Here is a 25,969-nt window from a genome sequence, read left to right as displayed (position 1 = left end):
AAGCATACCATCCTAATGGTTTGCCCGAATATGACAAAACAGTAGAATTTCAGCGGTTCATATCATATTTTATTCTTACAATTTCAGGTAATTAATTCCGACTACATTCCAAAGGCTTGTTGTCATTGGTTTATTGAATGTTAAGTAGTCTCTGAAAATAATTGCACGGCGTTTATCGCGGTGTACGCACGCTCGATCAGTTCTATATCGCTGGTCTGATTGCTTGCGTGGATACCCTTTAATTGCGGAAGGTGGAGGTCCACCGAATGACAATTCGGGTAGTCGCGCACACGCAAGTCCGGTGCGATCGTGGTGAAGAACGCCGTGGTGGGAATATCGAATCCGGCGGCGATGTGAAGCGCGGCTGTATCGGGCGTGAACAGGTAACGCGCGCTCTTTATCCACGCGATGAAATCCGCCGTGCTCGGAGCGAGTGGCATGAGATCGGTGTAATGAGCGTGGTCGATCGCGCCGAAGCCCGTCACAGGCAGGTGAAAGCGCTGCCACATTGCTTCGGCCAAACGCGCACGTTGGGATACTGGAATGCTGCGCACCGGTGTGCTGGCCGTTGAACACAACAGCACGTAATCGCCGCTCGTTGCATGCGAGCGCGGCAAGTCCAGGCCTTTCAGCCAATGGTTGCGCTTGCGCCCGGATGGAATTGTTTGAGGCGCCAATCCCATTGCATCGATAAAAAAATCGATCATCGGCAATTCGGCGAATTTCGGCCAGAACAGATGATTGCCGATATCGATGCGTAACTCGTGCGGCGCCAACGCGCCTGGCTTAACGGGCAGATCGACGATCGTACCTAATAGCGGAGCGGCTAGTTCATACAGCTGCTTTACGTACGCGGGTGTGTGCCGTGGCCGATAAATCGTGAAACTAATGTGTGGGAAATTCGCCTTGATAGCGAGTAGCGCAGTGATGCCGATGATGGAATCGCCAAGCGTCACACCCATGCCGTTGATCACGTGTACGCGGGATAGCTTGGAGTAATCGGCGGTAAATGGCGCCAATGCGGCATTGCATACGCCATGCGAAAGACCGAGTGCGCGATAACCCGTAGCCGGACTGTCCGTTACCTCGAGGTCGTAAGGCGCAACGATCTCGCCGTCGGCAGATAGCAAAGATCCCGCGTTGGTCAACGCGGAGACATCGTCGAGCAGCATGTGGTGATCCCGATTTGCGAATGCAGGCGGACCGGGGCGAGTCGAGTGACCCGCCCGCACAATGGAAACTACTGTAAAGCGCGTCCCGTTTTCTGAACGCTTTGAAGAACCGCCGGCATCGTCGTCTGATACTCCGGCACCCACCGGCGCAGATCCCGCCTGACTTCTTCGTCGGCCAGTACGCGATGCTGCATCAGCCACGGCAGAAGTTCATCGAGGAAATGATTCGGCACGCCGCGCGCCTGCGCAATACGCAATTTCGGATGCGGCGTGCGGGTCGTGGTTTCATCGTCGGCGAGCAGTTCTTCGTATAGCTTTTCACCCGGACGCAATCCCGTAAACACAATCCGGATCTGCTCTTCCGTGAACCCGTACAAGCGAATCAAATCGCGCGCAAGATCCACGATACGCACCGGCTCACCCATATCGAGGATAAAAATCTCGCCGCCGCGTCCCATGCTCGACGCCTGCAACACCAACTGCGCAGCCTCAGGAATCGTCATGAAAAAGCGTGTGATTTCCGGATGCGTCACCGTCACCGGACCGCCCTTCGCAATCTGCTGCTGGAACTTCGGAATCACGCTGCCCGCGCTGCCCAGCACGTTGCCGAATCGCACGGTTTCGAACTGCGTACGCGGTGCCGTTTGCTGCAGCGCCTGACACGCCATTTCCGCGAGCCGCTTGCTCGCGCCCATGACGTTAGTCGGGTTGACGGCTTTATCGGTGGAGATCAATACGAAATGGCTGACCTGATGGCGAATCGCCGCCCGCGCCACGCGCAACGTCCCGAGTACGTTATTGCGAACCGCTGCCCACGCGTTCTGCTCTTCCATCAACGGCACGTGCTTGTACGCCGCTGCGTGAAAAACGATATGCGGCGCAAACCGCGACATGGTCTGGTCGAGCAACAAGGAATCTTTGGCATCGCCAATCACCGGGATCACCGATAAATCCGGAAACCGCTCATGCAATTCTTCGATGAGCAGATACATTGCGTATTCGCTCAAGTCATAGGCCACGAGTTGCGCCGGCGAAAAGCGCAGGATCTGCCTGCACAATTCCGAACCGATAGAACCGCCCGCCCCCGTCACCATCACCACACGTCCGTGAAGCAGCGCTTCGACGTGCGGCATGTCGATCTTCACGGGCTCGCGGCCAAGTAAGTCTTCGAGGTCGATCTGTCGAACGCGCGAGAGGAACGCCTGGCCTTGCGTGAGCACGGTGAGCGCGGGCAGGACCATCGCCTTGACGCCCGCGCGCACGCACATGGTCGCGACGCGCCGTTGTGCATCGACCGATGCCGAAGGAATCGCGATGATCGCGGTATCGGCTTTGAGCTGTTCGGCCCAGAGCGGCAGTTCGCTGATGGATCCCAGAACCTTGTGACCGAGGATTTCGCGGCCGCGCTTGGTGGGGTCATCGTCGAGAAGACCGACCAGACGCCATTCGCTGGAACGCGCGAGTTCGCGCACGAGGTTCGCGCCGGCGGTACCGGCGCCGAGCACGATCACGGGCTTGCCCTTGCCGATCAGCCCGCCATACAAATAAAACTCCTTCACCGCCCGGTACAACGCGCGCGAGCCGCCCGTCGCCATGAACAACAGCAACGGCGAAACGATGAGAACCGAACGTGGAATGATAGGCAACGGCTGCAACATGGCTGCACCGATCATGACGATCAGCGCGCCGCTTGCAACAGCCTTCGAGATTCGCATGAGGTCGGGCAGACTGGCGAACACCCACATGCCGCGATACAACCCGAAGATGCGGAACATCACGGCGTAGATCACGACGACCCACACCAGCGCGTTGATGCCGCCATGCCAGAAATCGTCGGGAACCGAGCCGTTGAAACGCAGCGCGTACGCGGCCAGCCACGCGACGACTACCGCGACGACGTCGAATCCAAATGCTGCCATCGAGAGCCATGAAGGCTTAATTCGCATCGTTATGATTATCTTGAGTGAGGGTGAATTGCCGCCATTGGCGGTCGATCTGCCAGCCAACCAGCGCCAGGACTACGTACCAGGCACCGAACAGCACCCATTGCACTGCAGGCGGCACGTGAAGTGCTACGAGTGCCGCCACTCCGCTACCCACCATGAGCAAGTAATAAGCCAAGGCGACCTTGACATGGCTTCCGGTCATCTGCACGAGCCGCTGATAGTAATGCTCACGATGCGCAAGCCATACTTTTTCGCCCCGGCCTAGACGGCGGCAGAGCGTCACGGTGGCATCGGCGACGAAGGGCGCGAACGCCAAAGCCGGAAACCAGATTGGCCACACACCGTGTTGCCAGCCCCAGAAACCCAGCGCGCCGGCCAGGAAACCCAGGGGTATGGAACCGGCATCGCCAAGAAATATCTTCGCTGGGTGATGATTAAAAATCAAGAATCCAATTCCCGACCCGGCAATTGCCGCAGCGGCGATCGCGAGCGATGGTTGCACCGCGAGTGCCGCAACGGCGTAAAAACCGAAACCTGATACCGCCATGCCGCCCGCAAGCCCGTCGGAACCATCCATAAAATTGTAGAGGTTCACCACCCAGACCAGCGCAATGACGGCGAGCAGCGCGAGCCACCAGGCGATATCGACGGCGCTCCAGGCGACCGCCGCCGCGACCACCAGCAAGTGCGCGGCGAAGCGGATGCGGGCCGGCAAGCCACGCCGGTCATCGATCTGCGACACAACCGCCAGCACCATCGCGCCTAGTGCAATCCAGCCAAACGACGGCGCAAAAAGAGCTATGGCGAGGATCGAGGCCGATACAACGCCCCATCCGCCTACACGCGGCACGGGCCGCACATGTAACGAGCGATGATTCGGGATATCGACAGCAATATCCCAAGCCCAGCCTGTGCGCAATAACAACAGCAAGACGCCGGCGCTCACCACGCACGCGATCGCTGCTGCAATGCACAAAAGCAAAGGCGCGCTCATCGTTGCACCTCCAGATAAGCGCGCACAGTTCTTTCGATGCCATCAACTACTGAAACCGGCGGCGTCCAGCCGAGGCGAGCTCGAAGCCGCGTGCTGTCCATGCGCAGCGGGCTCGTCAGCCGATCAACCTGCGCCGAGCGGCCGGAGAGCTTTCCGAGCGCATGAAGCCATGTGGGCGGTACGGGCAGCAAACGCGCCGGTTTCCCGAAAGCGCGAGCAAGAGCCCGGATCATGTCCGGAACCGTCAAATCTTCGCCGTCCGTGACGTGATATACGCCTTCCGTAGGCTCGGAACGCGTTGCGACAAAGCGAATGGCATCGGCGAAATTACCTACATAAATCATGCTTCGATGCGCGTGGACCGCGCCCAGCGGCAACGGAATACCGCGCTCGACGGCCTTCATCAATTGTTCGAAGTTAGCCCGGACTCCCGGGCCGTAGACCAGCGGTGGACGCAGCGTAACCACCTCCATGTCATGTTCGCGGCCGAAACCCAAGAGAGCACGTTCGGCCGCCAACTTCGTGATGCCGTATGGATCGACGGGCGCTGGTGCATCGTCCTCGCGCCACGGCCGGCCAAGTTCGCCCTCGCCCAGCGCCTTGATGCTGCTGACGAAGACAAATCGCTTCACGCCCGCGTCCCGCGCCGCGCGCGCTGCGTTTATCGAGCCATCCACGTTGACCGCGCGATATTCCTTCATCGGATCGCCGGCGCTGTCGTTCATCACGTGAACGCGTGCCGCGAGGTGGACGAAGGCATCGGCGGCGGGCAGCGGCGCGAGGCTTGCGAAGTTATCGTTGGCTATCAAGCGTTCGGTGACGCGCGGATCGCAACCGCCCGGACGGCGCACGAGCGCGGTCACGTCGTGGCCGGCATCGCAGAGCGCGGCGCATGTGGCACGCCCCACGAAGCCATTCGCGCCGCTCACGATGATTCTCATGCCGACAATCCGCGATACACCGCGCAAGTCTGCGCGACAGTCGCGTCCCACGTCAGCTCGGCTGCGCGGCGCAAACCCTTGGCGACGAGCTCGTCGCGCAGCGCCGGATCGTCGAGCAGGCGCTCCATGCCGGCGGCGATGTCATCGATAGAATACGGGTCCACTTCCCATGCCGCGCCCGCAGACACTTCCGGCAACGACGTGTTGTTCGATGTCAGCACCGCCACGCCGCTCGCCATGGCTTCGGCCACCGGCAAACCGAATCCCTCGAACAACGACGGATAGGCGAACAAGGCCGCCGATGCAAACAGCTTCAGCAGGTTTTCGCGCGGCACATAGCCCGGCATCACGACCTGGTTGTCGCGTGCGAGCGGTTCGATCACGCGCATCAGCGCTGCGTTATGCCAGCCATCGGCGCCGATCAACACGAGCGGAAATGCGCTGCGCATTTCGGCCGGCAAACGCGCGAACGCTTCGACGAGCCTCAGGAGATTCTTGCGCGGCTGCAATGTGCATACCGACAGCACGAAGCCACGATGTTTAAGACCGAGTTCCGCGAGCGCATCGGCACACGATTCTTCCGGATAGGGCTGGAAAGCCGGTTCCACGCCCAGATGGATAGTGACCACTTTCGATTCGGGAACGCCATAAATCTCGACGATATCCTTCTTCGTGTAATGACTGTCCGCGATCACAACCTGCGCCTGCCGCAACGATTTCGGGATCTCGCGGTCCAGATATTCCACCGCCACTCGCGGATGAAACTCCGGATGCCGCCGATGCGAAAGGTCGTGAATGGTCAGCACCGTTGGCCCTTTATAGCGCGACGCGACGAAATTCGTCTCGTGATAGATGTAGCCGCGCCGCGCGAAGTCGTCGCGCAATTCCCGCGACATGATGGCGCGCACGATGGTCCGGCTGCGATACAAGCCGGGCAGACTGCGCGCCTTTTGCATCATCTTTGCCTTGATCCCCTCGCTGAACTGCACGCCCTTGCTTAGCGGGACACGCTGGTTGATCAGTTCCTGCAGACGGTCGCCTTCGAAAAGCTGGGTGCCCACCCAACCCGCCAGCCCTTGCACGTCGGACTCGACGGTCAGTCCTTCCAGCAAATGCTGTGTGTAGTACCCGACGCCGCTCCGCGGGGGACGCAGTGAGTTGAGATCGAAGAGCAGTTTCATGCGCAATAAATACCTGCCGGAAGCGGCGAAAGGTCAACATCGTACGTTAAAAGCTGAGCCATCCCGTCGCTTTGCAGTTGTACAGTGCCTACGAAAAGCAAGTAACGGCCTTAGCGCTAAAAGCCAATGGCAACATTCGTCAGTTCACCTGGAGCGAAGTAAGACCGATTCCGAGCAGACGATCATCGCCGTTGATTTGAAGCGCTTCTGGAGACGTTGGGTTGGCGACATCGAACTGTATTTGCAGAAGCGTTCCATTGCGCGCGGCAATGTCTGCGGGTACCTTGAGTGTGCGCATGTGCTCCTGACCGTCGTCAGGGTAACGATATTCATACGTGGCCAATGGCGTGCCGTTCACCCGCACCGTGACCGTCAGCTCCGGATGCGCGGGAACAAGAAACGCTTTTGATCCGAACCGCAAGATCAGCCCGTTTATGGGCGATACGGCAAGGTGGGCACCCAGCGTTGCCACTTTTGCGTTCGACCACACCCCCCAGGGTTCAGTTGCAGACCAGCCGGACGAGTAAAACTGGATCGTTCGGTCTGTTGAAAAATTAAACGTACTGCCGAGCGGAAGTACAGGAAGTCCTTTCGCAAAATCAATATTTCCATCCCGACTCCACGAGTTTGCTGAGATATCGTAGGAACAGACATTTTTCAGATCGTGCTTGCGGATGTAAGTCAGCACATTGACCATATACTCAGGATTTTGCTCAAAAATCCAGTCGGGCGGATTAAACGACGCGAAGCCATTCAATGTCGGCAGATTGAAGTGCGCCGCGATCAACATAGCCTGAACGTTTTGTCGATACAGAAAATCGACCATGGATGTCGACCGAGGAGTCGGATTTACTGCGAAAAACGACTGGCACTCCGCTGGCGGTGCGTTTGCATTATCGATCAATGCGGCATGCTTGTTAGCGTCAAGAAACAAAGCCGGATGCTGATTGATTTGGCCGGCACAAACAAAAACGAAAACTACTGTCGTCACTGCGCCAATTACACGGGAACGCTCGGACAGACGGCTTAGGAAAAGAGAAATCAACAATGCCAGCGGAAATGCGAGAAAGATGTAGAAGCGTGAAATAACGCGCATCCCGCTCGCACCTGGAATCAAACGAACGAAAAACCACAGCGAGTGTCCATTGACCGAAATGGGCAACAATAATCCGATCACTGTCGCAACAATCAATGCGCGATGGGCGGTTATATATGATCTTCGTTTTGCAATCCACGCAGCAGCAATCGCAGCGAGAAAGAGGACAAGGATGTCCGGCGTGAAGCCCATCTGGAATTCGCCCATGCGCCATGCGGCTGGATTGCTTTTGGACAATAACGTTGACAGCCAGCCCCATATGGCACTCGTGTCTCCAAAATTGACCAGATCCGCGAAGCGCAGACTGAATATCAATTGCGAGCGATACCCTTGCCCACCAGTTTGCTTGAGCTTGGGCAAATAGACGTACAGAAATGGAGCAACCGTAACAATAAACACGATTGCCAGTAGCAAGATCCGTTTTTTGTGGACCCATAGATCGCAAACGATCAGTTTGCTTGCTTTGCGGTCCACAAGTACAAAACTGAATATGTACAACAAGCAAAACAGGCCATAAAACCATGCCATGTAAAAGCTGGTCAACAACAGTGCATTGAACAGGATAATAAAACCGCAAGCGTAGGCGAATGCACGCTCAATTCGCTGGATTCTGAATGCTTCCGCGCCTTTTACAAGCAAAAAACTCAGAAGCGGCGAAAGCGCTACCGACAACAGTTGGCCATGACCAGCCTGCACTGAAGAATTGAGCGCCAACGTGAACAGAACAGCGCCAAGGATGCTGAATAATTTTCGGCTTACGAGCGCATTCAGCAAGGCGGCCATCGAGAAGAATCCGATGGCTTTGATTGCCGCATGGCAGAGTTCTTGGCTAACGAACATATTGAAGCCGACTAACCGGAACAGCGATGCAACTACGCCATAGAGAAAATAGCTATCGTTATAGCCAAGAACGCCGGCATGCGGAAAAAAATAAATGGGTTGTGTCCAGCTTTGCCGCAACTTGAAAGCATCGAACCAGTGAGACACCAGAAAAGTTTCGATCAGCCCGTCGAATTCGTCGCCATACAGGAATGCAAAGTGACTATTGAATTGTCCTTGGAAGAAGAAATACACCGATACACCGCACGCCAGTGTCAACAAAAAATAATACGGGATCTGCCTGAAGCTTTTCATCTCGCTCACGGTATCGAATAGTTATTTGCTCTGCCCGGATCGCTACGTGCCGGCGCGCATTACGGCGCGTATGGTACGTCATACCGCGCAAAAATCAGAAAAACCGTGACGCGTGTTGCCGGTATTCGGTTGCCTGCGTCGCGGTTGCGGATTCGCTACGTACCATAACCGGCGGGCGCTTCTTCCCATTTCCTGGTTCTGATCAAGAATCGCAGCCGGTCGGCCGAACGTCTTATTTTGATCGCAGGCGCGCGGAGAACATTCGCAATGGCCGTCCGAGCCGCCATGTCAGGCTGTTTTGAAGCACGTTCAGCGTGTTACGGGCATCAGTTACGGCTGCTTGCAGATCGGAGTTCGTGGACTGCAGTTCCGCGTGCTCGTGTTCTTTAGTATTGAGCATTTCCACAAGCTTTATGTTCTCGCCATGTTTATCAGCCACGACCTGGCCGAGCTTGATCACCTGCTGGTGCAGTTCTTCGAGTGCGATTGAATGAGCGGCATCGTCGCGGGATATCTTTGTAAGCAACTCGTTGATGCGTGTGTCCGCATTGACCCGGACATCATTCAGTTGCCGCTCCATGTTCCAGATGTCCTCTCGCGAGGCCCTTGCGTCGATGGCCTCGATCTGCAGGCGAAATGCGTCGGAAGCATCACTCGCCAGACGTTCGAGCGCTCCGCTCCACAGCCACCAGTTGGTTGGATGCATGCCGCTGATGTTGGTTGGCCGGCCGGACGCACTGGCGCCAAGCAAGTCCCAGAACCGCGCAAACGACCAGTTTGCGTGAGGCTCCGCCCATATCGAGTTCAGCCAGCTTCTGAACGGCTCCTGCACCCAAGCGGACGAAAACATAGGCCTGCGGAACAGATGCACCCGCGGAACCGTTTTCATCGCAATCTCGTTCACGAAGATCAGAAAGCTGAGGAATCCGTTAAATGGCCAGACATCGTCACCGGGTTCCTGTCCGATCGCTGCAAAATCGATCAGGCGAGCGTTGCCAAAATCATCGATAAGCACATTCCACGCACGCACGTCCCGGTGATAAAGCGATTGAGCTTCCAGCTGTACGAGCTGATCGAGTACGCAGCGAATGACCTTTCCCGCGTCGTATGCCTCGCCCCGCGTCATGAGTTCGCTGAGCGGCCGACCCGGGATACGGCTTGCGATGATATGCGCAAAACCGTGGCCAGAACCAGCAGACAGCAAGCGCGGCGATTCGAGCAAAGATCCGAGAACCGGTGCCAATACGTTGTAGAAATTGAGCTCGTGCTCGAACTCTCGCCGGTTATGGTCTTCGACTTGCCCGATAAAACGGAATGTCTTGGTAATCGCGTCATCGCTAAAGAAATAGCGCCGCGTGCCCTGATGAACCATACCTGCGAACTCGTGCGACTTTTCGGTCCATTTCGCAAACTTCGCCACGTTCAAGCCACATTGCCAGATCCGGTCGCTGCAAAAATACAGCACGCGCTCGACGTCTCCCAGGTGGGTCGGGAACGCCTCCAGCGGATAGATGAAACCGATTTTTTCAACGAGTGCGGCTGCGTCCGCGGGAAGTGAGGGAGCCCAGTAAAGCGGTTCACGGGCGTCGGCGAGTTCAAGGATGAGTACATCGACTTTCGCCGCGAGCGCCTTCAACTGTTCGGCGATCACTTCCCAGCCCTGAGCATGACAAAGGTGGTGGAAGACGCTCAAGCCAAACACCACGTCGAAACGCCCGGCTTCCAGCGTTTTGATGACTTCCGAGATATCACCAACCTGAAACTGCACCTGGCTCAATCCGGCGGCGTCGCGTGCGGCGTTGCATACGTCGATGTTGGCCGGCAGGTAATCGATGCCAAGGACCGAATCGCAAAGGTCCGCGACGCTCATCGAAAAGAAGCCCTGTGCGCATCCGAGATCGAGGACTCGCAAAGGCCTTGCGTAAAGCGTCCGCAGACGCTCGAGCGAATCGCGGATGACCGTCAGCCGGTCCTCGCATTTTCTTGATACGCCAACGTCCAGTTGCGGGAAACCGAAAATTGGCTGATAGCACTCCGGCAGTTTTTCGACGAGTCGCTGAATCTCAGCTTCGGTGATATGTAGAGTAGTCATTTTTCCAGTGAGCAACGGGCGCCAAAGTCGAACAAACCAAGGAACGATTCGGACGATGTCACGTTCAGCAGGATCGCGTCGTAGCGGCGATCGAGCGGAATGTCCGTCCCGGGGAGCGCTGATTCGCTCACACCTATTGAAATCAGATAGTGTCCCGCATTGAGCTTGACCGGAAACGTGAACTGGCAGGTGACTGCATCGCCAATAAGGATTTCATCGATCTGCTCGCCGCGCAAATGGGAGTTCGTGCCATAAACTACCAGCCCCTCCAGCGTCTTGATCATCAGCCCGAACACCGGCGCAAAGTACGCCCGGTCGAACACAACCTTGAACGCAACCGTCAGTTTCTCGCCGACCTCGACAACCGTCGGATAGGCCTTGTCGGGGGTGACAATCGCGTAGTCGGTAATCCGCGCGCCACCACCGCCCCACCGATGCTCGATGTTCTGATAAAGCGGGCGCGAGGCGAACACATCTTCGTCAGATAGCGTCACACCGTGCGGTAGCACGTTCGACACGCGTGACACAACAAGAGCGGCACCAGATGCAGACAAATTGTCCTCTTCTTGCTCCGGTTCTTCCGTTTGGGCATCAACAGCACCGGAGTCTTCGCCACCCAACATCTTGCGGCTTCGTCCGAACAGGCGGTCGCGGAACCTGTTGACGACTTCGCGAGGTTCCCCTTCATCGACGATGAAGCCGCCATCGAGCACGATTGCCTTTTGGCAATGTTTAATGACGTCATCGAGCGAGTGGGTCACCAGCAACAACGTCGTGCCCTGCTCTTTGTATTCCCGGATCCGGCGAAAGCATTTCGCCTGAAACGCAACGTCGCCGACGGACAGTGCTTCGTCGACAATAAGCACGTCGGGACGAATGGCTGTGGCGACTGCGAAGGCGAGGCGCACTTGCATGCCAGAGGAATAGACGCGAACCGGCATTTCAAAATAGTCGCCAATGTCGGCGAAATCCTGGATTTCGGCCAAGTGTTCTTCTATCTGCGCGGTGGTCAGCCCCTGTAGCTGCGCAGCCATGAAAACATTCTGGCGTCCCGTGAAATCGGGATGGAATCCCATACCAAGTTCCAGCAACGCCGCAACCTGGCCATGGATTGCCACGCTGCCAGTGCTGGGCTGAGTAGTACCGGTGATCAGCTTGAGGAGCGTGCTTTTGCCAGCACCGTTCACTCCCAGGATGCCTACCGATTCACCGTCGGCGACGCGAAACGAAATGCTTTTCAGAACCCACGTAAGCGAGTGGCGTGGCGTGGAACGCGGTATGGCCCACTCGCGAAGACGACCGAATCTCGACGTGTACCGCTTATAAGCTTTCCCCAGCCCTTCTACAATGATCCGATCCATATGACGATTCTTTTAAGCTTGGGGGAGCATTTTACCGTTGTTCGTCGGGCAGCCCGAAAAGTCTGTGCTTCCTCATGAATGAGCTAGCTCATTATTTGGGTTCCGCAGTTTGCCGTTACGGTACGGGCCGCCGACGATCGTGCTTAAATGTTTCCCGCCCTTTTCCTGCTGCTGGCAAACCCCTCCGACACCCCGGCCACAGACCATAAACCAGTTGTTCAACTGGGATTTTGCCGCTAGATTACGGCCAATTAAACATATGGGGCGATTGTGAGCGGCTTTAATGGCTTATCTGGCGTTTCCGATCTACCGGCCGACAATACGGGTCGAACCTCGCGCCTTTTCATTTTATTGGCCGCCATTGCGGTAGTGCTGACAAGCGTCTGCTTTATCTACGAACTGGCGCACCCGTCGTGTCATTTGTGCGATGACGAGAACTATAGGATCTTCGCCCAGCGTCTGGTTGACGGCGGTGCCATATCGGAACGCATGCTCAGCATCAGAACATATGGATATCCTGTGTTGCTCACGCCCTTTATTTTTTTGGGGCATTCGAACTCGCTACTCACAGCTGTGCTGATCGCGGCGGCGCAACTCGGGACCTATCTGCTATCCGCCTGGATACTTTACAGGGTTGTGTGCCACCGCTATTCAATCCACGCTGGACGACTCATCTTGACAGGATTGCTATGTAATTATCTGGCTTTCCCGTATTTGGGTTTATCGCTGACAGATGCACCATCCCTTACCATCGCGCTGTTGGCGCTATCCGCAATGCTTGTTCTTTTAAGCGAAAGCGAAAAGGATACGCCGGTGCGGTGCGCGTCAATGTCTGCGGGATTAGGATTTCTCATTGGGTTTGGGATCATGGTCCGGCCGGGAAATATACATTGGATACCCGCACTATTGGCGGTCCTAATTTTCATTATTGTCAGAAGCAGGCAGAAGTCATCAGCGTTGTTCCTGCCTGTACTGGCTGGTTTTATTTTGGCCATCACGCCTCAGTTCATATTGAACGCAATTCATTTTCATCGATACACGTTCTTGCCCATATACGATCTGAGCGCTCTACAATTTGATGCGGGTGTCCGCTATTTGAAATACACGTCCTATCTGACCGGAACGCATCCCGACATGCCGTACCTCAACCCTTGGTACACGGGGACAGGCTCGGCGACGCTCCGATGGTATTTCCAGCATCCGCTAAACGGCGTCAAGACGATATTTTTTCATTTTTTCGGTGCATTAGATTTCGATCAGTTATTTCCGTATGTATATAATCTGAATCCGTGGTATCGGCCCTTACTGTTTATTTATAGCCATACCGTGATCTACTGGGGAGTAATTGGATATGTTTTAATTGCTCGAAGAGCCTGTTCAAAAGGCTTTCAATCACATGAGACAATTGCGGCTACGTTGATAACCGTTTATGCCGGGAGTTGGTGTGCGGTGTATGCGCTCACCGCCGTTGAAAATCGTTTTGCCATTCCAGTTATTACTATACTCGTACCATTAGCCCTTTTTGCGCTCACGCATGAATTTGAGAAGCACAACAAAGCGCTGGGCTTGGCCTTATTTGCTGTTTATCTATTCAGTGCTGGATACTTGTCTTATCGGCTTTCGCTCGTTCGCATGACCTAGAGTTGTGCCTCCGTGCCTAAGATATATTTTACTCAGGATCATTAATCGAGTGGACGTGCTTCAACGGAACCAAACCAATGCCTGCCTGGAAACGCAAGCGGGTATTGTGCTAAGCAGGTCGCATCGTCGTCCAATTCCGTCGCTGACCGGACTCCGGGTGATCGCGTGTTTTCTGGTGGCGCTTTCACACTTGAGGTTTCCCGGGTTAAGCGGAAAATTTCTCGACTTCGAACGCTCCGGATTTTGTGGCGTCACGTTCTTTTTCGTGCTTTCAGGGTTTGTTATTGCGTATAACTATCGTGATTTGTTTTACACCATCACGCTGAGAAACACACGTGACTATTTAATCAACCGCCTGGCCCGAATCTACCCGCTTTATTTATTCGCGATCATCGTTGCCTGGTGGTGGCATCAGGAATTTACGCTGCCGTTGCTGCTGTACCTTCTTGCACTCCAGGCGTGGAGCCCGGACGTGCACGTAGCCTTCGGCATCAACGGTGCGGCCTGGAGCATTGGGGTCGAGTTGTTCTTGTATGCGGCATTCCCGCTGCTCGCGAAGCTCATGCATATGAGCCCGGTCGACCGCTCGCTCTCACGCCTGCTGACGCTCGCTTTCGCGATCAGCGCGGTCATGCTGGCCGGGACCGCGGTGTTCGCGCATTTTCTGGGTGACGTGCCCTCCACAGATCCAAACTCGTCGCATCGGTGGATTTACCGGATGCCAGTCGCTCGACTCGGCGACTTCATCCTGGGCATGATCGGCGGACTTGTCATCCTGCGGCACGTTGAAACGCTGAAAGCGTTGCCAATCCCGTGGGCCGCCATCCGGCTAAGCTGCTGCGCCCTGGTAGCGACACTCATGACCTTTCTTGCGCCCGGTACGTTCGCATGGGACGTTGCTTATGCCATTCCGTTCGCTGTGCTCGTCGTGGCGACTGCCGCCGACGAACGCTCCCGGTTCGCGCGGTTTTTCTCGTCACGAGGCATGGTCGTTGCCGGCGAGACGTCCTACGCGTTTTACCTGATCCATCTTCCCGCATCGGAAATGTGGAGAGCCATGAGCCCTCCGCCAGGTGTCATCGGCTACCTGGCGCAGTTTGTTTTCATAGCGTTGCTGGCCGTTGGGCTTCACTATTCGCTCGAAAGACCGGCTCAGCGAGCGATCAAGCGGCTCTTCACCGTCAGGCGTAGCCTTTCAGTCGAAGACACCGAGCGCGACGAGAATCGCGGCTGAACACGGGCAGCGGCTCCCCGCTTCCGGGAACTACGTGCCTTACTGAACCTTGAACCGATACAAGAAAACTCCAAGATCGCGAGTATCGGCGGATTGCGGTTTCGCCGGGTCCTTGATCGAAATGGTCATATGGACCAGGCCACCGTTGTTATAGCCAGCAGAACCAAGCGGGATCTCCATAACCTCATGCCGTGCCGGCGAGGCGAAGCTTTTGTGCAGCGCGGGCGCACCGTTGACAGTCACATCGACATCTACATGGGTATGCCGGTCATCGAGGAACGGCATGACTTCAGCAACAAAAGTCCGGGCATTTGTGCCTGACGGTAAAGCGAATTCGATCACCGCTTTTTTCCCGGCAGTCCAGCGGCCCTCCGGCTCGGCGCCCGAGAAACCGCTTGCCAGCATCTTGACTGCCTCCGTGCTGCCCGCACCAATCCACTGGTTCGCGGTGATCTTCGCCGGAGACAAATCGACGCCATATGCACTTAGCAACTTGCTGCCGGAAGGTGCGAGCGCAACGCTCGAAACCGACAATCCAAGTACACGTCCCGGCGCGAGCGCACCGTTGAAGACCAGTTCGTTCTGGCCAACCTTTAATAACGCGGGAGAAACTGCCGCGACGAGAAAACGCCCCTGGAAGGCCTTGAAATCGAGCGGCGACCCGTTGAGCTGGAGCGTCAGATCGGCGGGTGAACTTCCGTTATCGCTGAACATGTCGATGAGCAACTGATACGGCGCCCGGGCGGGTTCAAGGTTGAATATCAGAGAAGCGCGCGTAGCCGTCGCAGCAAAGAATGTTTTATGGATAAACGTAGCATGGCTGAAGATGCCGTCCGACCAGCCCATGCCGCGGCAATAGTCCGAATACCCCCAGGCAGAATCTGCTACACACGCGTAAGCGTCCCGAGACGCACCCGGCTCGCTTGTGAACATGGATTGAGATGCATCGTAGTTCCCCGGATCATGCCAATTGCGGCGGGAAGAACGGTACGAAGCATCGAAATGCTTGCCCATTTCGATAACGTCAACCTGATTGGCTGGAAAGCTGCGTTCGCCGCCTTTGCCGTCGCTCACGCGCCACGTCCCATTGGAAAGCAAGCATTGCGAGAAACTTGTCATCGACGTTTGAGCGCTGTCTTCGCAAAGAATGTAGGTGTCCGTACTCACCCCTCGCCGCACGCCCGGACCGTACACAATCTTCGAAAAATAGATGCCATTCAAGTATCCGGCAAATCCTGACGAATCCTGCACGAGATGCACGTGCCTGGACGGATCGGATTTATCGGCGACTTGCGACAGATAGGGACGTACGACGCTTGTGTAGGCACGCGTGTACAGATCGAACTGATATAGCTGAGCCACGGTTCCAAGCGTCACCACGCAGGCGGCCAGCACGGCAGCTACCACGTTCGCCCGGCGGGAAAGCGCCTGAATCAACGCCACGACGATAAGACTTGCGCCAGGAGCCACGGCAATAAAGGTGCGCTGTGTGATCACCATATGCGTTTCGGCGACCATGAACGGCAGGTAACCCGCAATCGACAACAGCAAGCCAGCCAGCACATAGCGTAGAAATTGGCTACATCGGATGGTCGAATGGCGGCCACCCGCAAAATACACAAACATGAGCAAGAAAACGACGAACACCGCGGCCAGATAACCAAAATGGACGGTACGTTGCGTCAGGATATGGAAAGCCGAAATCCAGGCATCGAAGAAAACGCGATAAGCCGCCGAATCAAGAAGGTAATGCAGGTTATGCACGATCGACTTCGACATGCTTCCCTGCGATGCATTGACCTGATAACTGCTTTTGAAAATAACGATTGCGTAGAACAGGTAGGTAATATTGGCAATGAGCCCGAGCGCCCATATTGCGGCGATGCCACGCTTTCTCCAAAGCACACGAACAGCGCGCGGAACACCATAGCGGGCAGCCAGCACAACCGGCATCAATGCATAGAGCGTAAATACAGGCTCATAAATCAGTACGCCAACGCATGAAAGCACTGCTCCCGTCGCCGCGAGCGCCCATCGCCGGGCGGGATGTTGATCCAGCAAGGCACGCAGGGAACAAGCCGCTCCGAATATGGCCAGCCCAACTGCGAGACAGATATGCATCGTCCTGAAGTGAAACTGCTGGGTATCCCCGGGGAACACCAAAAACAGCAGCCCCATTGCAGCAGCGAACAGCCTGTTGCGAAAGAGGAAATATCCAATTGATGCACCGCCCACAACGCGCAAAAAACAGGCGACCATCAACAAAACATGAAAGCCGGTAAATGAATGCGGGCTCAATTGATACGCAATGGCGTGCGGCAAAACCTGCAATGGCCGCGCAGCAAACAATTGCGAAAGGAGGTGCCCGGGAAACGAATTCCAGAATCCGGGATTGAGATTGATAAGCCCGAGAATGTCATATTCCTCAAGCATCCCGCCTAGCGATAATCCGAATGGATACCACAATATGGCAATGGCAAACACGGCCGGAAGCACTCCCCATATCCAGACCGAATTCCCCGGCCGCCACGCGTTCTGCTTCTTCGGCATGTGTATCCAAACCCTTCTAATCTGAGGCGCTGCTGTAGTGGCAAAGCCGCGTAGTTATCCCGTCGAGCGGACAGAATGGCAAAAAGCATTGCGGTGTGCCGTGGACTCATTTTGATCGACGGCATTCTAGCAGCGCAACCGGACGGAGGCATCTAGCGTATGGCACTGGCGATTAGTCAATACTTCCGAGAGGCGACCAGCCGGAAATAGGATCAAAAGACGAAGTCCGCTAGAATCGGTGCCTCTACGCTATGACCCCGTCAATCCCGAGCCGTTCTATGAATATCATTCCAGTCATCATATGTGGCGGAGCGGGCACACGCCTGTGGCCAGTGTCCCGCGAAGCCTTTCCCAAGCCTCTGCTCAAGCTGGCCGACGGCCAAAGTCTGTTGCAGAAAACGTTTTTGCGCGCGGCAAAAGTGGCTAATGCTACGGAAGTGGTCATAGTTACCAACCGTGACACATACTTCCTGACCAAAGACGAATGTGTCGACGCAGACGCCGACATTTCGAAGCTCGGCTTCATCCTGGAGCCGTCGGCACGCAACACGGCGGCAGCGATTGGCGTTGCGGCGGCAGTCGTCCGTCAGGAACACGGCGACGACGCCATCATGCTCGTCATGCCGGCAGATCAACTAATCGAAGATGAGAAGGCGTTTGGCGAGGCGATCGTCCATGCTGCCAAAGCGGCCCAGGAAGGCCGGATCGTTACGTTCGGCATCCGTCCCACGGCGCCGGAAACGGGTTACGGTTATATCGAATATGAGAGTGCGCCGTTGCCCGGCGCTGACGAGGTCCATAAGGTCGTACGGTTCGTCGAAAAGCCGAATCTCAACGTCGCGCAAGAACTGGTGGCGGGCGGCCGGCACCTCTGGAATGCCGGCATTTTCTGCTTCACCGCAGAAACCATGTTGAAAGAACTTGAACAATATTCTCCAACCGTCTTGGATCCGGCGCTGGCGGCCGTCGCCGAAGCCAAGCGCAGCGAGTCGAGCGACGGTTACAGCATCGAACTAAATGCCGCGCAGTTCTCACGTGCTGAAGACATTTCGATCGACTATGCCGTCATGGAACGTTCGGACAATGTCAACGTTGTGCCTTGCGAAATGGGCTGGAGCGACATAGGTTCGTGGCTTTCTATCAGCGAGCTGACGGCCCCGGACGAACGCGGCAACCGCATTCACGGCGAAGCAATGCTTCACGATGTGGACAATTGCTTCGTGCGCAGCGAAGACGGACGGCTGATTGGCGCGGTTGGCGTGCACGATCTGATCGTGGTCGATACCGCCGACGCCCTGCTGATCGCCTCCCGTGACCGGGCACAGGACGTGAAGCAGATCGTGGCAAAGCTCAAGAAACTCAACCACGAAGCCTTCAGGCTTCACCGGACGGTTCATCGTCCGTGGGGCACTTACACGGTGCTTGAAGAAGGCGACCGCTTCAAGATGAAGCGAATCGTAGTAAAGCCCGCTGCACAGCTTTCGTTGCAAATGCACCATCACCGAAGCGAACACTGGATTGTGGTCAGCGGCTGCGCTGAAATTGTCAATGGTGACCAGATCATCTCGTTACAGCCGAACGAATCCACCTATATTCCGGCCGGACACAAGCATCGGCTGATTAATCCCGGCGTCATGGATCTCGTTCTCATCGAGGTCCAATGCGGCGAGTATCTGGGCGAGGACGATATCGTCCGCTTTGAAGATGTTTACGGCCGAGCGCCCGGCTAACAATTGAAGCCAGGCAGTCCACGCAAACGGGCTTCGCCCGTTTGCCTCTGCCGCAACGGAATTTATGCGCGTACTCCATTTTTATAAGACCTATAAACCCGACTCCATGGGCGGTGTTGAGGAGCTGATCAATCAGATCTGCTCCGGGGCAGCAAAGCGCGGCATTGCAAGCGACGTCCTCACGGTGAGCCGTAGTACCGGAACCGTGGACCTTGGCGACCACTTGCATCATCGTGCGAAGCTTGATATTGAGATCGCCTCGTCCGCGTTTTCTCTTTCCGCTTTCGGCGAATTCAAGCAGCTCGCCCGTCATGCCGACTTGATCCATTACCATTTTCCCTGGCCGTTTGCTGACATCGTGCATTTTGCGAGTCGCATGAACAAGCCTTCGGTCGTGACTTATCACTCCGATATCGTGCGTCAAAAAACGCTGTTGCAGTTCTATAAACCGTTGCGCAACCGCTTTCTAGCCAATGTCAGCACGATCGTGGCGACATCGCCCAATTACCTAGAAACCAGCGACGTGCTTCAGCGCTTTCGCAATAAAGTCGAGGTCATTCCCATCGGACTCGATGAAACCACCTACGCGGCGCCCACACAGGAAAAGCTGAAGTACTGGAGTGAACGGATCGGGCCGAAGTTCTTTTTGTTCGTCGGCAACCTTCGATACTACAAAGGCCTTCACATTCTTCTCGATGCAATGCAGGGGACGAATTTTCAGGCGGTGATCGTTGGCGCCGGACCGGTGGAGCGTGATCTAAAAGCCCAGGCGGAGCGTCTTCAGCTCTCGAACGTGCACTTCGTAGGGGCTGCGGCGGACGATGATAAAGTGGCTCTCCTAACGCTCTGCCGCGCGTTGACGTTTCCTTCTCATCTGCGTTCCGAGGCTTTCGGGATTTCCTTGCTGGAAGGCGCAATGTTCGGCAAGCCCATGATCTCAACCGAGATCGGGACAGGAACATCCTATGTCAATGTTCATGGGGAAACGGGGCTAATCGTCCGTCACAGCGACGCTGCCGCATTGCGCGAGGCCATGCAAACCCTTTGGACTGACGACGCTCTGACGGCGCGGTTGGGCGTCAACGCACGCAAGCGCTTCGAGACGCTGTTCACGGCCCGGAGAATGGTCGACAGCTACGTGGATTTATACAAGCGGCTGGCGAAAAAACCAGGTACTGCCGAACCGGGCTTTTAGTCGATTTATAATGCGATATGCCAAATTTTGGCGAGAGCGTCGGTCTCCGACATGAATCGTTTAGAAAGATGACATCATTGTTTCTCCGAGAAAACATTATCAAAACCGCGATCATACTGCCCGCTTATAACGAAGCCGCGACTATTGTCGAGACCATGAAGGCGTTCCATCGCGAACTGCCGGACGCCGCGCTTTATGTTGTGAACAACAACTCAAAAGACAACACCCAGGCGCTTGCGGAAGAAACGCTCAAAACGCTGGGATGCAAAGGCTCGGTCATCTTTGAACGGCGGCAAGGCAAGGGCAACGCGCTTCGCCGCGCGTTCATTGAAATCGATGCGGACATTTATGTTTTGGCGGATGCGGACCTGACATATCCTGCCGAACGAATTCACGACCTGATTACGCCCATTACCAACGGCGTTGCTGACATGGTAGTCGGCGACCGACATTCAGGTGGCCACTACGCAAAAGAGAATGATCGTCCCCTGCACGGATTTGGCAATACGCTGGTCCAGTGCATGGTCAATCGTTTCTTCGGTGCAAAGCTGACCGACATCATGAGCGGGTATCGGGTATTCAATCGTGCGTTCGTCAAGTCCTATCCCATTCTGGTCGAGGGCTTCCAGATTGAAACCGATATGACCTTGCATGCCCTGCACCAGCGTGCGCGAATTGTCGAGATCCCGATCGAGTACAAGGACCGGCCCGCCGGAAGCGTATCCAAGTTGCAGACCGTGCCCGATGGCGCGCGCGTGATTTTCACCATCGCTCAAATCCTGCGTTATTACCGCCCGCTCCTGTTCTTCGGCGTGCTTGGGCTTCTTTTTGCAATCGCCAGCATCCTCTTTGCCGTTCCCGTTCTTGATGACTGGTTTAAATACCGATACATCTTCCATGTACCGCTCGCCATTCTCTCTTCAGCGACCGGCGTGGCTGCCATGATGATCTTCGGGGTTGGCCTGATTCTCGATACTGTGGTGCATCAGCAGCGCATGGAGGCAGAGCGTTATCTGCTGAGGCAAAGCGAACTCGATCAGCTCCGTTCACGCCAATGAATCGCAATCTGATCAGAAAGCTCTTTTCTTTCGGCTGCGTGGGCGCTGTGGGTTTTGCCGTGGACGCGGGCGTGCTTTCCGCTTTGAACAAGGGATTCGGCGTCAATGTCTATGCCGCTCGAGTCGTTTCGTTCGTGGTTGCCGTATTCGTGACGTGGCTTCTCAACCGGACGCTGGTCTTTAAGCAGGCGGCAGACGTACCGCGCGACAAACGACGCGAGTACGCATCCTATTTCACCATTCAGACGATCGGCGCCCTGATCAATCTCGGCGTTTTTGCAGCGCTCATTGCAAGTCTGCCTGCGCTCAAGGCATACCCAATCATCCCGCTTGCAGCGGGATCCATTGTCGGCATGTTTTTCAATTACGCTGGCGCCCATTTCTGGGTGTTTAAAACGCCGCGCAAAGACTCGCTCAAATAACTGTGCCGCTGCCGGCCTGCTGCTTCAGAATCTCGCGTCACCACCCGGAACTAATGCCGCCGTCGGCTAGCAGGCTTGACAAGTACTTTCCATATCCAGACTTGGCGAGAGGTTTGGCCAGCTCTTCAAGCTGCGCGTCCGAAATCCAGCGCTGGCGCCATGCAATCTCTTCCGGGCAGGAAATCTTGAAGCCCTGACGGTGCTCGATAGTCGAAATAAAATGCGACGCTTCGAGCATCGAGTCGTGAGTTCCCGTGTCGAGCCAGGCAAAACCGCGGCCGAGTGTTTGCACCGAAAGCAGGTCCTTTTCAAGATATCGCAGATTGATGTCGGTAATCTCATATTCACCGCGCGGCGAACGCTCGACTGCCTTCGCAATCTCGACGACATCCGCATCGTAGAAATACATGCCCGTCACGGCATACCGCGACTTCGGCCTGCCCGGCTTTTCTTCAATGCTCACCGCCTTGCCGTCCTTGAACTGCACCACGCCGTACCGCTCAGGATCTTTCACCGGATAAGCGAAAACGCTTGCGCCCGCGTCGCGCCGGTCGGCGTCGAGCAGAATTTCCTTGAGGTTGTGCCCAAAGAAAATATTGTCTCCCAGCACGAGCGCGCTCGGCGCCCCTGCAAGAAACGATTCGCCGATGACAAAAGCCTGCGCCAGCCCGTCCGGAGACGGCTGGACCGCATAGTGCAGCGACATGCCCCACTGGCTGCCATCTCCAAGCAATTGCTGGAAGCGAGGGGTGTCCTGCGGCGTGGAAATGATCAACACCTCCCGAATCCCGGCAAGCATGAGCGTGGCGAGCGGATAGTAAATCATCGGCTTGTCGTAGATCGGCAAGAGCTGCTTCGACACCGCCAGCGTTGCCGGATGCAAACGCGTGCCGGAGCCACCCGCCAGGATGATTCCTTTCCGGTTCATTCTTTTCCCCTGTAGTTCTTGTTGATCCAGTCGCGATAAGCACCGCTCTGCACGTTGGACACCCACGCCTCGTTATTGAGATACCACATGATCGTCTTGCGGATGCCCGTTGCGAATGTTTCCGCTGGTCGCCAGCCGAGTTCGGACTCAATTTTGCGCGCATCGACGGCGTATCGCCGGTCGTGGCCCGGCCGGTCTTTGACGTAGGTGATCAAACGCTCGTAGCTGCCCGCCGCGTCCGGCCTTAGTTCATCGAGCAGACTGCAAACGGTTTTGACGACGTCGACATTTGCCATCTCGTTCCATCCGCCCACGTTGTACGTCTCGCCTACGCGTCCTCCGGCCAGGACAGTGCGGATAGCGCAGCAATGGTCGCCAACGTGCAGCCAGTCACGGACGTTACGGCCATCCCCGTATACGGGTAACGGATTACCTGCCAGCGCGCTCACGATCATCAACGGAATAAGCTTCTCGGGGAACTGCAAAGGGCCGTAGTTATTCGAGCAATTGGTCGTCAGAACGGGCAACCCGTACGTGTGGTGCCAGGCGCGAACCAGATGGTCGCTCGACGCCTTGCTCGCAGAATAGGGGCTGTTCGGTTCAAACGCGTTGCGTTCGGTGAATGGCGCGTCGTCAGGTCCAAGCGAGCCATAAACTTCGTCTGTCGATACGTGCAGAAACCTGAATGCCGCTTTCTCGTCACCAGCAAGCGCATCCCAATACGCGCGGGTGGCATCGAGCAGATTGAACGTCCCTTCTACGTTCGTCTTTATAAAAGCCGCCGGACCGAGGATTGAACGGTCAACATGGCTTTCGGCAGCAAAATGAATGACTGCCCGCGGACGATATTGCCGTAACAGGCTGTCAACCAGCGTCCGGTCCGTGATATCTCCGTGCGCAAAGATATGCCTCGGGTCACCTTGCAGCGAAGCCAGGCTTTCAAGGTTGCCGGCGTACGTCAGTGCATCGAGCGTGACCACGGGTTCGTCGTTGGCCGCGAGCCAGTCAAGCACAAAGTTCGCACCGATAAACCCTGCACCACCGGTTACTAAAAGCATTTTCTACTCCTCTATTCTCAAACGAATCAAGCCCACCCCGAGCTTGCGCAAATCGCTGCTGAGACCGAGTTCCCTCGGCGATGTTGGCAAAGGCGGGCTGAGTTCTATCGAATCGGCCCTGCGTCCCTTTAAATCTACCGCGATTTTCACCTCGGAAGCGGCCGGAGTCATCTTCAGGTAATAGCGTTCTTCGCCGATGGAAACGGCAAGGTCCTTCCCCGCGTTCGGGCCAAAAGGAACGATCGTCAGGGCGAGCGTAAACCTTTGAGGCAAATCCTCAAAAAAACCAAGTTTGACACTGGAATCAACATTGGCATCCGACCATCGGCCCCACGGCTCGCGAAATGCCAGGCCAGACTCGTCTCGAAGGAAAGCTGGCCAGCCATTGCGGGCAAAGTCGATTCCCTCGGAAAGGGTGGCCGGATATCTCGGTCCCAGGTCGTCGGCGATATAGCCTGCTCGCCGCATGATTTCATAGGCATTCGCCCCGTGGAAATCGACAACTTGGGGATTCCTGATGGCAAAAAACACGATCTCGCCGTCTGCACGCGTGATCGCCGGCGCCCCGCACAGCGCCGTAAGCCCCTCGATCGCCTCAATGCCATTATCAGCAAAACCGCGCCGATCCACGGTGACGCCCGCGAATCCAAGGCGCCGCGCCACATTGATTTGCGTCTTGAGCGATTCCTTCGATAACGCCCGGTAGAACAAATCGCCCGGCCGCCCTCGCATGCCGCCATAACTCCACCGCAACGCGCGCGACTGGAGAAAACCCGTCGTCAGGTCGTAGCTTTCCAGCCGAACGAGCGTTGGCGACTCCGGAAAAGGCATGTACGGCAACTGATAGATCGCACTGCGGGGCGGCAGCATTGCCTCCATGCGCTGGACAAAGTCGCGGTCCATATTGAACGCGTTTTGTGTCCGCTCGATCGCCTCGCGGGCAGGGGCAATCGTTTGATCGAACAGCCCGGCCAGGACGAGGATCGTCAACACCGCATTCTTGGGAGCGGGTCTCTGCAGTGCTGGACGCGCCCTGGAAAATCCCAGTTGGATTGACAGAAAAAAAACTGCCAGCGCGGCGAAACCAATAAAAACGCTGATCCGGTTCCAGGCTCGTATTGACGATGAAACCACAAATGAGAACAAGGCTCCCAACCCGCCGATTGTTCCAAGAAGAAACAGGATGCTGATAAATACAGTGAGAAGCGCAAGATGCCGATTGACTCTGCGCCCAGACAAGCTTGCAAGCAATGCGACGGCCGAGATAACGAGGCCGATGGACCCCACGACGCCCAGCGTCGCCCAGGAATTTTCATTGGTGAGCGGGCTTGATTGATCGTAACGATCTCTGATCTTAGCGAATTGCGGAATTCTATGGTCTTGCCGCGGCAAGATCAGTTGCATGAGTTTGAGCCCATACAGTTCCGAATCGCCGGAGTTGCGAATCGCGACTTCCTCATTTATGCCATTCGCCTTTGTATAGGCCACGTTCGGCAACACGTTCAGCAGAACGCCGAACACCACGCCGGCGATCACAAACGTGCTTGCCCACCAATGGGAGAACCGGTTCGTCTTCAACGTTGCAGCAAGCGCCGAAACAGCGATCAACAAGATACCGAATGCCGCGTAGTAGATGCCAAACGAACCTATTGCCATCATGGCAACAAACGCTAGGAACAATCGCCCTGCTGTTTGTCTGCCGAGTCTGGCTACCCGTCGCACGTTGAATATCCGAAGAGCGATATAAAAATATAAGGGAACGACGAAGTACCAGGTGTAATACAGATGCTCGATTCTTAGGAAATGGAATGGCAAGAAATCAAACAGTAAAGCGGCGGACGCTGCCGGCCCCGCGGTCAAGCCAAAAGCACGCAACGCAAAGTACGCACAAAAAAACGTGAGCGGAAAACCAAACAGGAAATACAGATTCAGCGCGCTGTAATAGTGGCCTGTCAGGCTGCCTAAAATCTTGAGGACAACATCGCTTCCACTATCAGAACCTGGATAGTCCAGGAAACTGGAGCCGAAAGGGAATCCACTTCGGTCGTTGTCAAAGATCCAGCCTTCTATGACACGCTCAATAAGCCACGAATGGCTCAGACCATCGTGCTGGTAAACATAGGGAAACTGCAACTGCGGCAGAAGTCCGGCAGGCCAACCTGACATGAGAACGCTCGCCAGAAAGAAACTTAATATGGCAAGCGGTAGCCATACTTTCCATTCATGGCGAATTACT

Annotated in this window: 18 protein-coding genes; 6 read left to right on the top strand and 12 right to left on the bottom strand. The window is 55.9% G+C overall.

What is annotated here, in order from left to right; all coding sequences use genetic code 11:
- Positions 1-140: 140 nt before the first annotated feature.
- From ASG35_RS08070 to ASG35_RS08035, 8 genes are all read right to left on the bottom strand, one after another.
- On the bottom strand, positions 141-1,172 hold the full coding sequence (locus ASG35_RS08070; protein WP_056355243.1) for a hypothetical protein: 1,032 nt from the start codon (positions 1,170-1,172) through the stop codon (positions 141-143).
- A 68-nt stretch (positions 1,173-1,240) separates the two neighbouring features.
- Positions 1,241-3,091, bottom strand: coding sequence for a polysaccharide biosynthesis protein (locus ASG35_RS08065; protein ID WP_235527485.1), 1,851 nt, complete (start codon positions 3,089-3,091; stop codon positions 1,241-1,243).
- Positions 3,092-3,107: 16 nt separating this feature from the next.
- A complete protein-coding gene (locus ASG35_RS08060) occupies positions 3,108-4,112 on the bottom strand; it encodes an MraY family glycosyltransferase (protein WP_056355238.1) in 1,005 nt (334 codons plus the stop codon).
- Positions 4,109-5,053, bottom strand: a complete 945-nt coding sequence (locus tag ASG35_RS08055; RefSeq protein ID WP_056355234.1) for a UDP-glucose 4-epimerase family protein — start codon at positions 5,051-5,053, stop codon at positions 4,109-4,111. The genes ASG35_RS08060 and ASG35_RS08055 overlap by 4 nt, the downstream gene beginning before the upstream one ends.
- A complete protein-coding gene (locus ASG35_RS08050) occupies positions 5,050-6,234 on the bottom strand; it encodes a glycosyltransferase family 4 protein (RefSeq protein ID WP_056355231.1) in 1,185 nt (394 codons plus the stop codon). The genes ASG35_RS08055 and ASG35_RS08050 overlap by 4 nt, the downstream gene beginning before the upstream one ends.
- A gap of 139 nt (positions 6,235-6,373) precedes the next feature.
- A complete protein-coding gene (locus tag ASG35_RS08045; RefSeq protein ID WP_056355228.1) occupies positions 6,374-8,464 on the bottom strand; it encodes a DUF7024 domain-containing protein in 2,091 nt (696 codons plus the stop codon).
- Between the two features lie 232 nt (positions 8,465-8,696).
- A complete protein-coding gene (locus tag ASG35_RS08040) occupies positions 8,697-10,556 on the bottom strand; it encodes a class I SAM-dependent methyltransferase (RefSeq protein WP_056355225.1) in 1,860 nt (619 codons plus the stop codon).
- On the bottom strand, positions 10,553-11,917 hold the full coding sequence (locus tag ASG35_RS08035; protein WP_056355223.1) for an ABC transporter ATP-binding protein: 1,365 nt from the start codon (positions 11,915-11,917) through the stop codon (positions 10,553-10,555). The genes ASG35_RS08040 and ASG35_RS08035 overlap by 4 nt, the downstream gene beginning before the upstream one ends.
- Before the next feature lie 270 nt (positions 11,918-12,187).
- On the opposite strand from ASG35_RS08035, the gene ASG35_RS08030 reads away from it, so the two are divergent.
- Positions 12,188-13,558, top strand: coding sequence for a hypothetical protein (locus ASG35_RS08030; RefSeq protein ID WP_056355220.1), 1,371 nt, complete (start codon positions 12,188-12,190; stop codon positions 13,556-13,558).
- 55 nt (positions 13,559-13,613) lie between these two features.
- On the top strand, positions 13,614-14,792 hold the full coding sequence (locus ASG35_RS08025; RefSeq protein ID WP_162244391.1) for an acyltransferase family protein: 1,179 nt from the start codon (positions 13,614-13,616) through the stop codon (positions 14,790-14,792).
- Between the two features lie 39 nt (positions 14,793-14,831).
- Here ASG35_RS08025 and ASG35_RS08020 read toward each other — a convergent pair whose 3' ends face one another.
- The gene (locus ASG35_RS08020) at positions 14,832-17,342 is read right to left on the bottom strand and encodes a hypothetical protein (protein ID WP_056355208.1); all 2,511 of its coding nucleotides are present in this window, start codon (positions 17,340-17,342) and stop codon (positions 14,832-14,834) included.
- 278 nt (positions 17,343-17,620) lie between these two features.
- On the opposite strand from ASG35_RS08020, the gene ASG35_RS08015 reads away from it, so the two are divergent.
- The 4 genes from ASG35_RS08015 (at position 17,621) to ASG35_RS08000 (ending at position 21,747) form a co-directional block, all read left to right on the top strand.
- The gene (locus ASG35_RS08015) at positions 17,621-19,072 is read left to right on the top strand and encodes a mannose-1-phosphate guanylyltransferase/mannose-6-phosphate isomerase (protein ID WP_056355205.1); all 1,452 of its coding nucleotides are present in this window, start codon (positions 17,621-17,623) and stop codon (positions 19,070-19,072) included.
- A gap of 64 nt (positions 19,073-19,136) precedes the next feature.
- A complete protein-coding gene (locus tag ASG35_RS08010) occupies positions 19,137-20,267 on the top strand; it encodes a glycosyltransferase family 4 protein (RefSeq protein ID WP_056355202.1) in 1,131 nt (376 codons plus the stop codon).
- Positions 20,268-20,335: 68 nt separating this feature from the next.
- Positions 20,336-21,325 carry a glycosyltransferase family 2 protein gene (locus ASG35_RS08005; protein ID WP_056355199.1) on the top strand — a complete coding sequence of 330 codons (990 nt, stop codon included), beginning with the start codon at positions 20,336-20,338 and terminating at the stop codon, positions 21,323-21,325.
- Positions 21,322-21,747: a GtrA family protein gene (locus ASG35_RS08000; protein ID WP_056355196.1), complete on the top strand. Its 426-nt coding sequence runs from the start codon at positions 21,322-21,324 to the stop codon at positions 21,745-21,747. The genes ASG35_RS08005 and ASG35_RS08000 overlap by 4 nt, the downstream gene beginning before the upstream one ends.
- 37 nt (positions 21,748-21,784) lie before the next feature.
- Here ASG35_RS08000 and rfbA read toward each other — a convergent pair whose 3' ends face one another.
- From rfbA to ASG35_RS07985, 3 genes are read right to left on the bottom strand one after another with little or no spacing between them, the layout of a single operon-like run.
- Positions 21,785-22,675 carry a glucose-1-phosphate thymidylyltransferase RfbA gene (gene rfbA, locus ASG35_RS07995; RefSeq protein WP_056355192.1) on the bottom strand — a complete coding sequence of 297 codons (891 nt, stop codon included), beginning with the start codon at positions 22,673-22,675 and terminating at the stop codon, positions 21,785-21,787.
- Entirely contained in the window at positions 22,672-23,733 is a 1,062-nt protein-coding gene (rfbB, locus tag ASG35_RS07990) for a dTDP-glucose 4,6-dehydratase (protein ID WP_056355189.1), read from the bottom strand. The genes rfbA and rfbB overlap by 4 nt, the downstream gene beginning before the upstream one ends.
- Positions 23,734-23,736: 3 nt before the next feature.
- A complete protein-coding gene (locus ASG35_RS07985; protein ID WP_056355188.1) occupies positions 23,737-25,899 on the bottom strand; it encodes a DUF7024 domain-containing protein in 2,163 nt (720 codons plus the stop codon).
- Between the last annotated feature and the right edge of the window lie 70 nt (positions 25,900-25,969).

It is taken from the genome of Burkholderia sp. Leaf177, from assembly GCF_001424345.1.
Lineage (GTDB): Bacteria > Pseudomonadota > Gammaproteobacteria > Burkholderiales > Burkholderiaceae > Caballeronia.
The sequence above is the reverse complement of the archived record's forward strand: the minus strand, read 5'-3'. Positions and strand labels throughout refer to the sequence as shown.

Bases quoted from the DNA above. Each gene is read 5' to 3' on its own strand.
- ASG35_RS08015 (WP_056355205.1), top strand. From the start codon at position 17,621: ATGAATATCATTCCAGTCATCATATGTGGCGGAGCGGGCACACGCCTG.
- ASG35_RS07985 (WP_056355188.1), bottom strand. From the start codon at position 25,899: ATGTCAGGTTGGCCTGCCGGACTTCTGCCGCAGTTGCAGTTTCCCTAT.
- ASG35_RS08020 (WP_056355208.1), bottom strand. From the start codon at position 17,342: ATGCCGAAGAAGCAGAACGCGTGGCGGCCGGGGAATTCGGTCTGGATA.
- ASG35_RS08060 (WP_056355238.1), bottom strand. From the start codon at position 4,112: ATGAGCGCGCCTTTGCTTTTGTGCATTGCAGCAGCGATCGCGTGCGTG.
- ASG35_RS08000 (WP_056355196.1), top strand. From the start codon at position 21,322: ATGAATCGCAATCTGATCAGAAAGCTCTTTTCTTTCGGCTGCGTGGGC.
- ASG35_RS08045 (WP_056355228.1), bottom strand. From the start codon at position 8,464: ATGAAAAGCTTCAGGCAGATCCCGTATTATTTTTTGTTGACACTGGCG.
- rfbA (WP_056355192.1), bottom strand. From the start codon at position 22,675: ATGAACCGGAAAGGAATCATCCTGGCGGGTGGCTCCGGCACGCGTTTG.
- ASG35_RS08055 (WP_056355234.1), bottom strand. From the start codon at position 5,053: ATGAGAATCATCGTGAGCGGCGCGAATGGCTTCGTGGGGCGTGCCACA.
- ASG35_RS08035 (WP_056355223.1), bottom strand. From the start codon at position 11,917: ATGGATCGGATCATTGTAGAAGGGCTGGGGAAAGCTTATAAGCGGTAC.
- ASG35_RS08070 (WP_056355243.1), bottom strand. From the start codon at position 1,172: ATGCTGCTCGACGATGTCTCCGCGTTGACCAACGCGGGATCTTTGCTA.
- ASG35_RS08010 (WP_056355202.1), top strand. From the start codon at position 19,137: ATGCGCGTACTCCATTTTTATAAGACCTATAAACCCGACTCCATGGGC.
- rfbB (WP_056355189.1), bottom strand. From the start codon at position 23,733: ATGCTTTTAGTAACCGGTGGTGCAGGGTTTATCGGTGCGAACTTTGTG.
- ASG35_RS08005 (WP_056355199.1), top strand. From the start codon at position 20,336: ATGACATCATTGTTTCTCCGAGAAAACATTATCAAAACCGCGATCATA.
- ASG35_RS08050 (WP_056355231.1), bottom strand. From the start codon at position 6,234: ATGAAACTGCTCTTCGATCTCAACTCACTGCGTCCCCCGCGGAGCGGC.
- ASG35_RS08040 (WP_056355225.1), bottom strand. From the start codon at position 10,556: ATGACTACTCTACATATCACCGAAGCTGAGATTCAGCGACTCGTCGAA.
- ASG35_RS08065 (WP_235527485.1), bottom strand. From the start codon at position 3,091: ATGGCAGCATTTGGATTCGACGTCGTCGCGGTAGTCGTCGCGTGGCTG.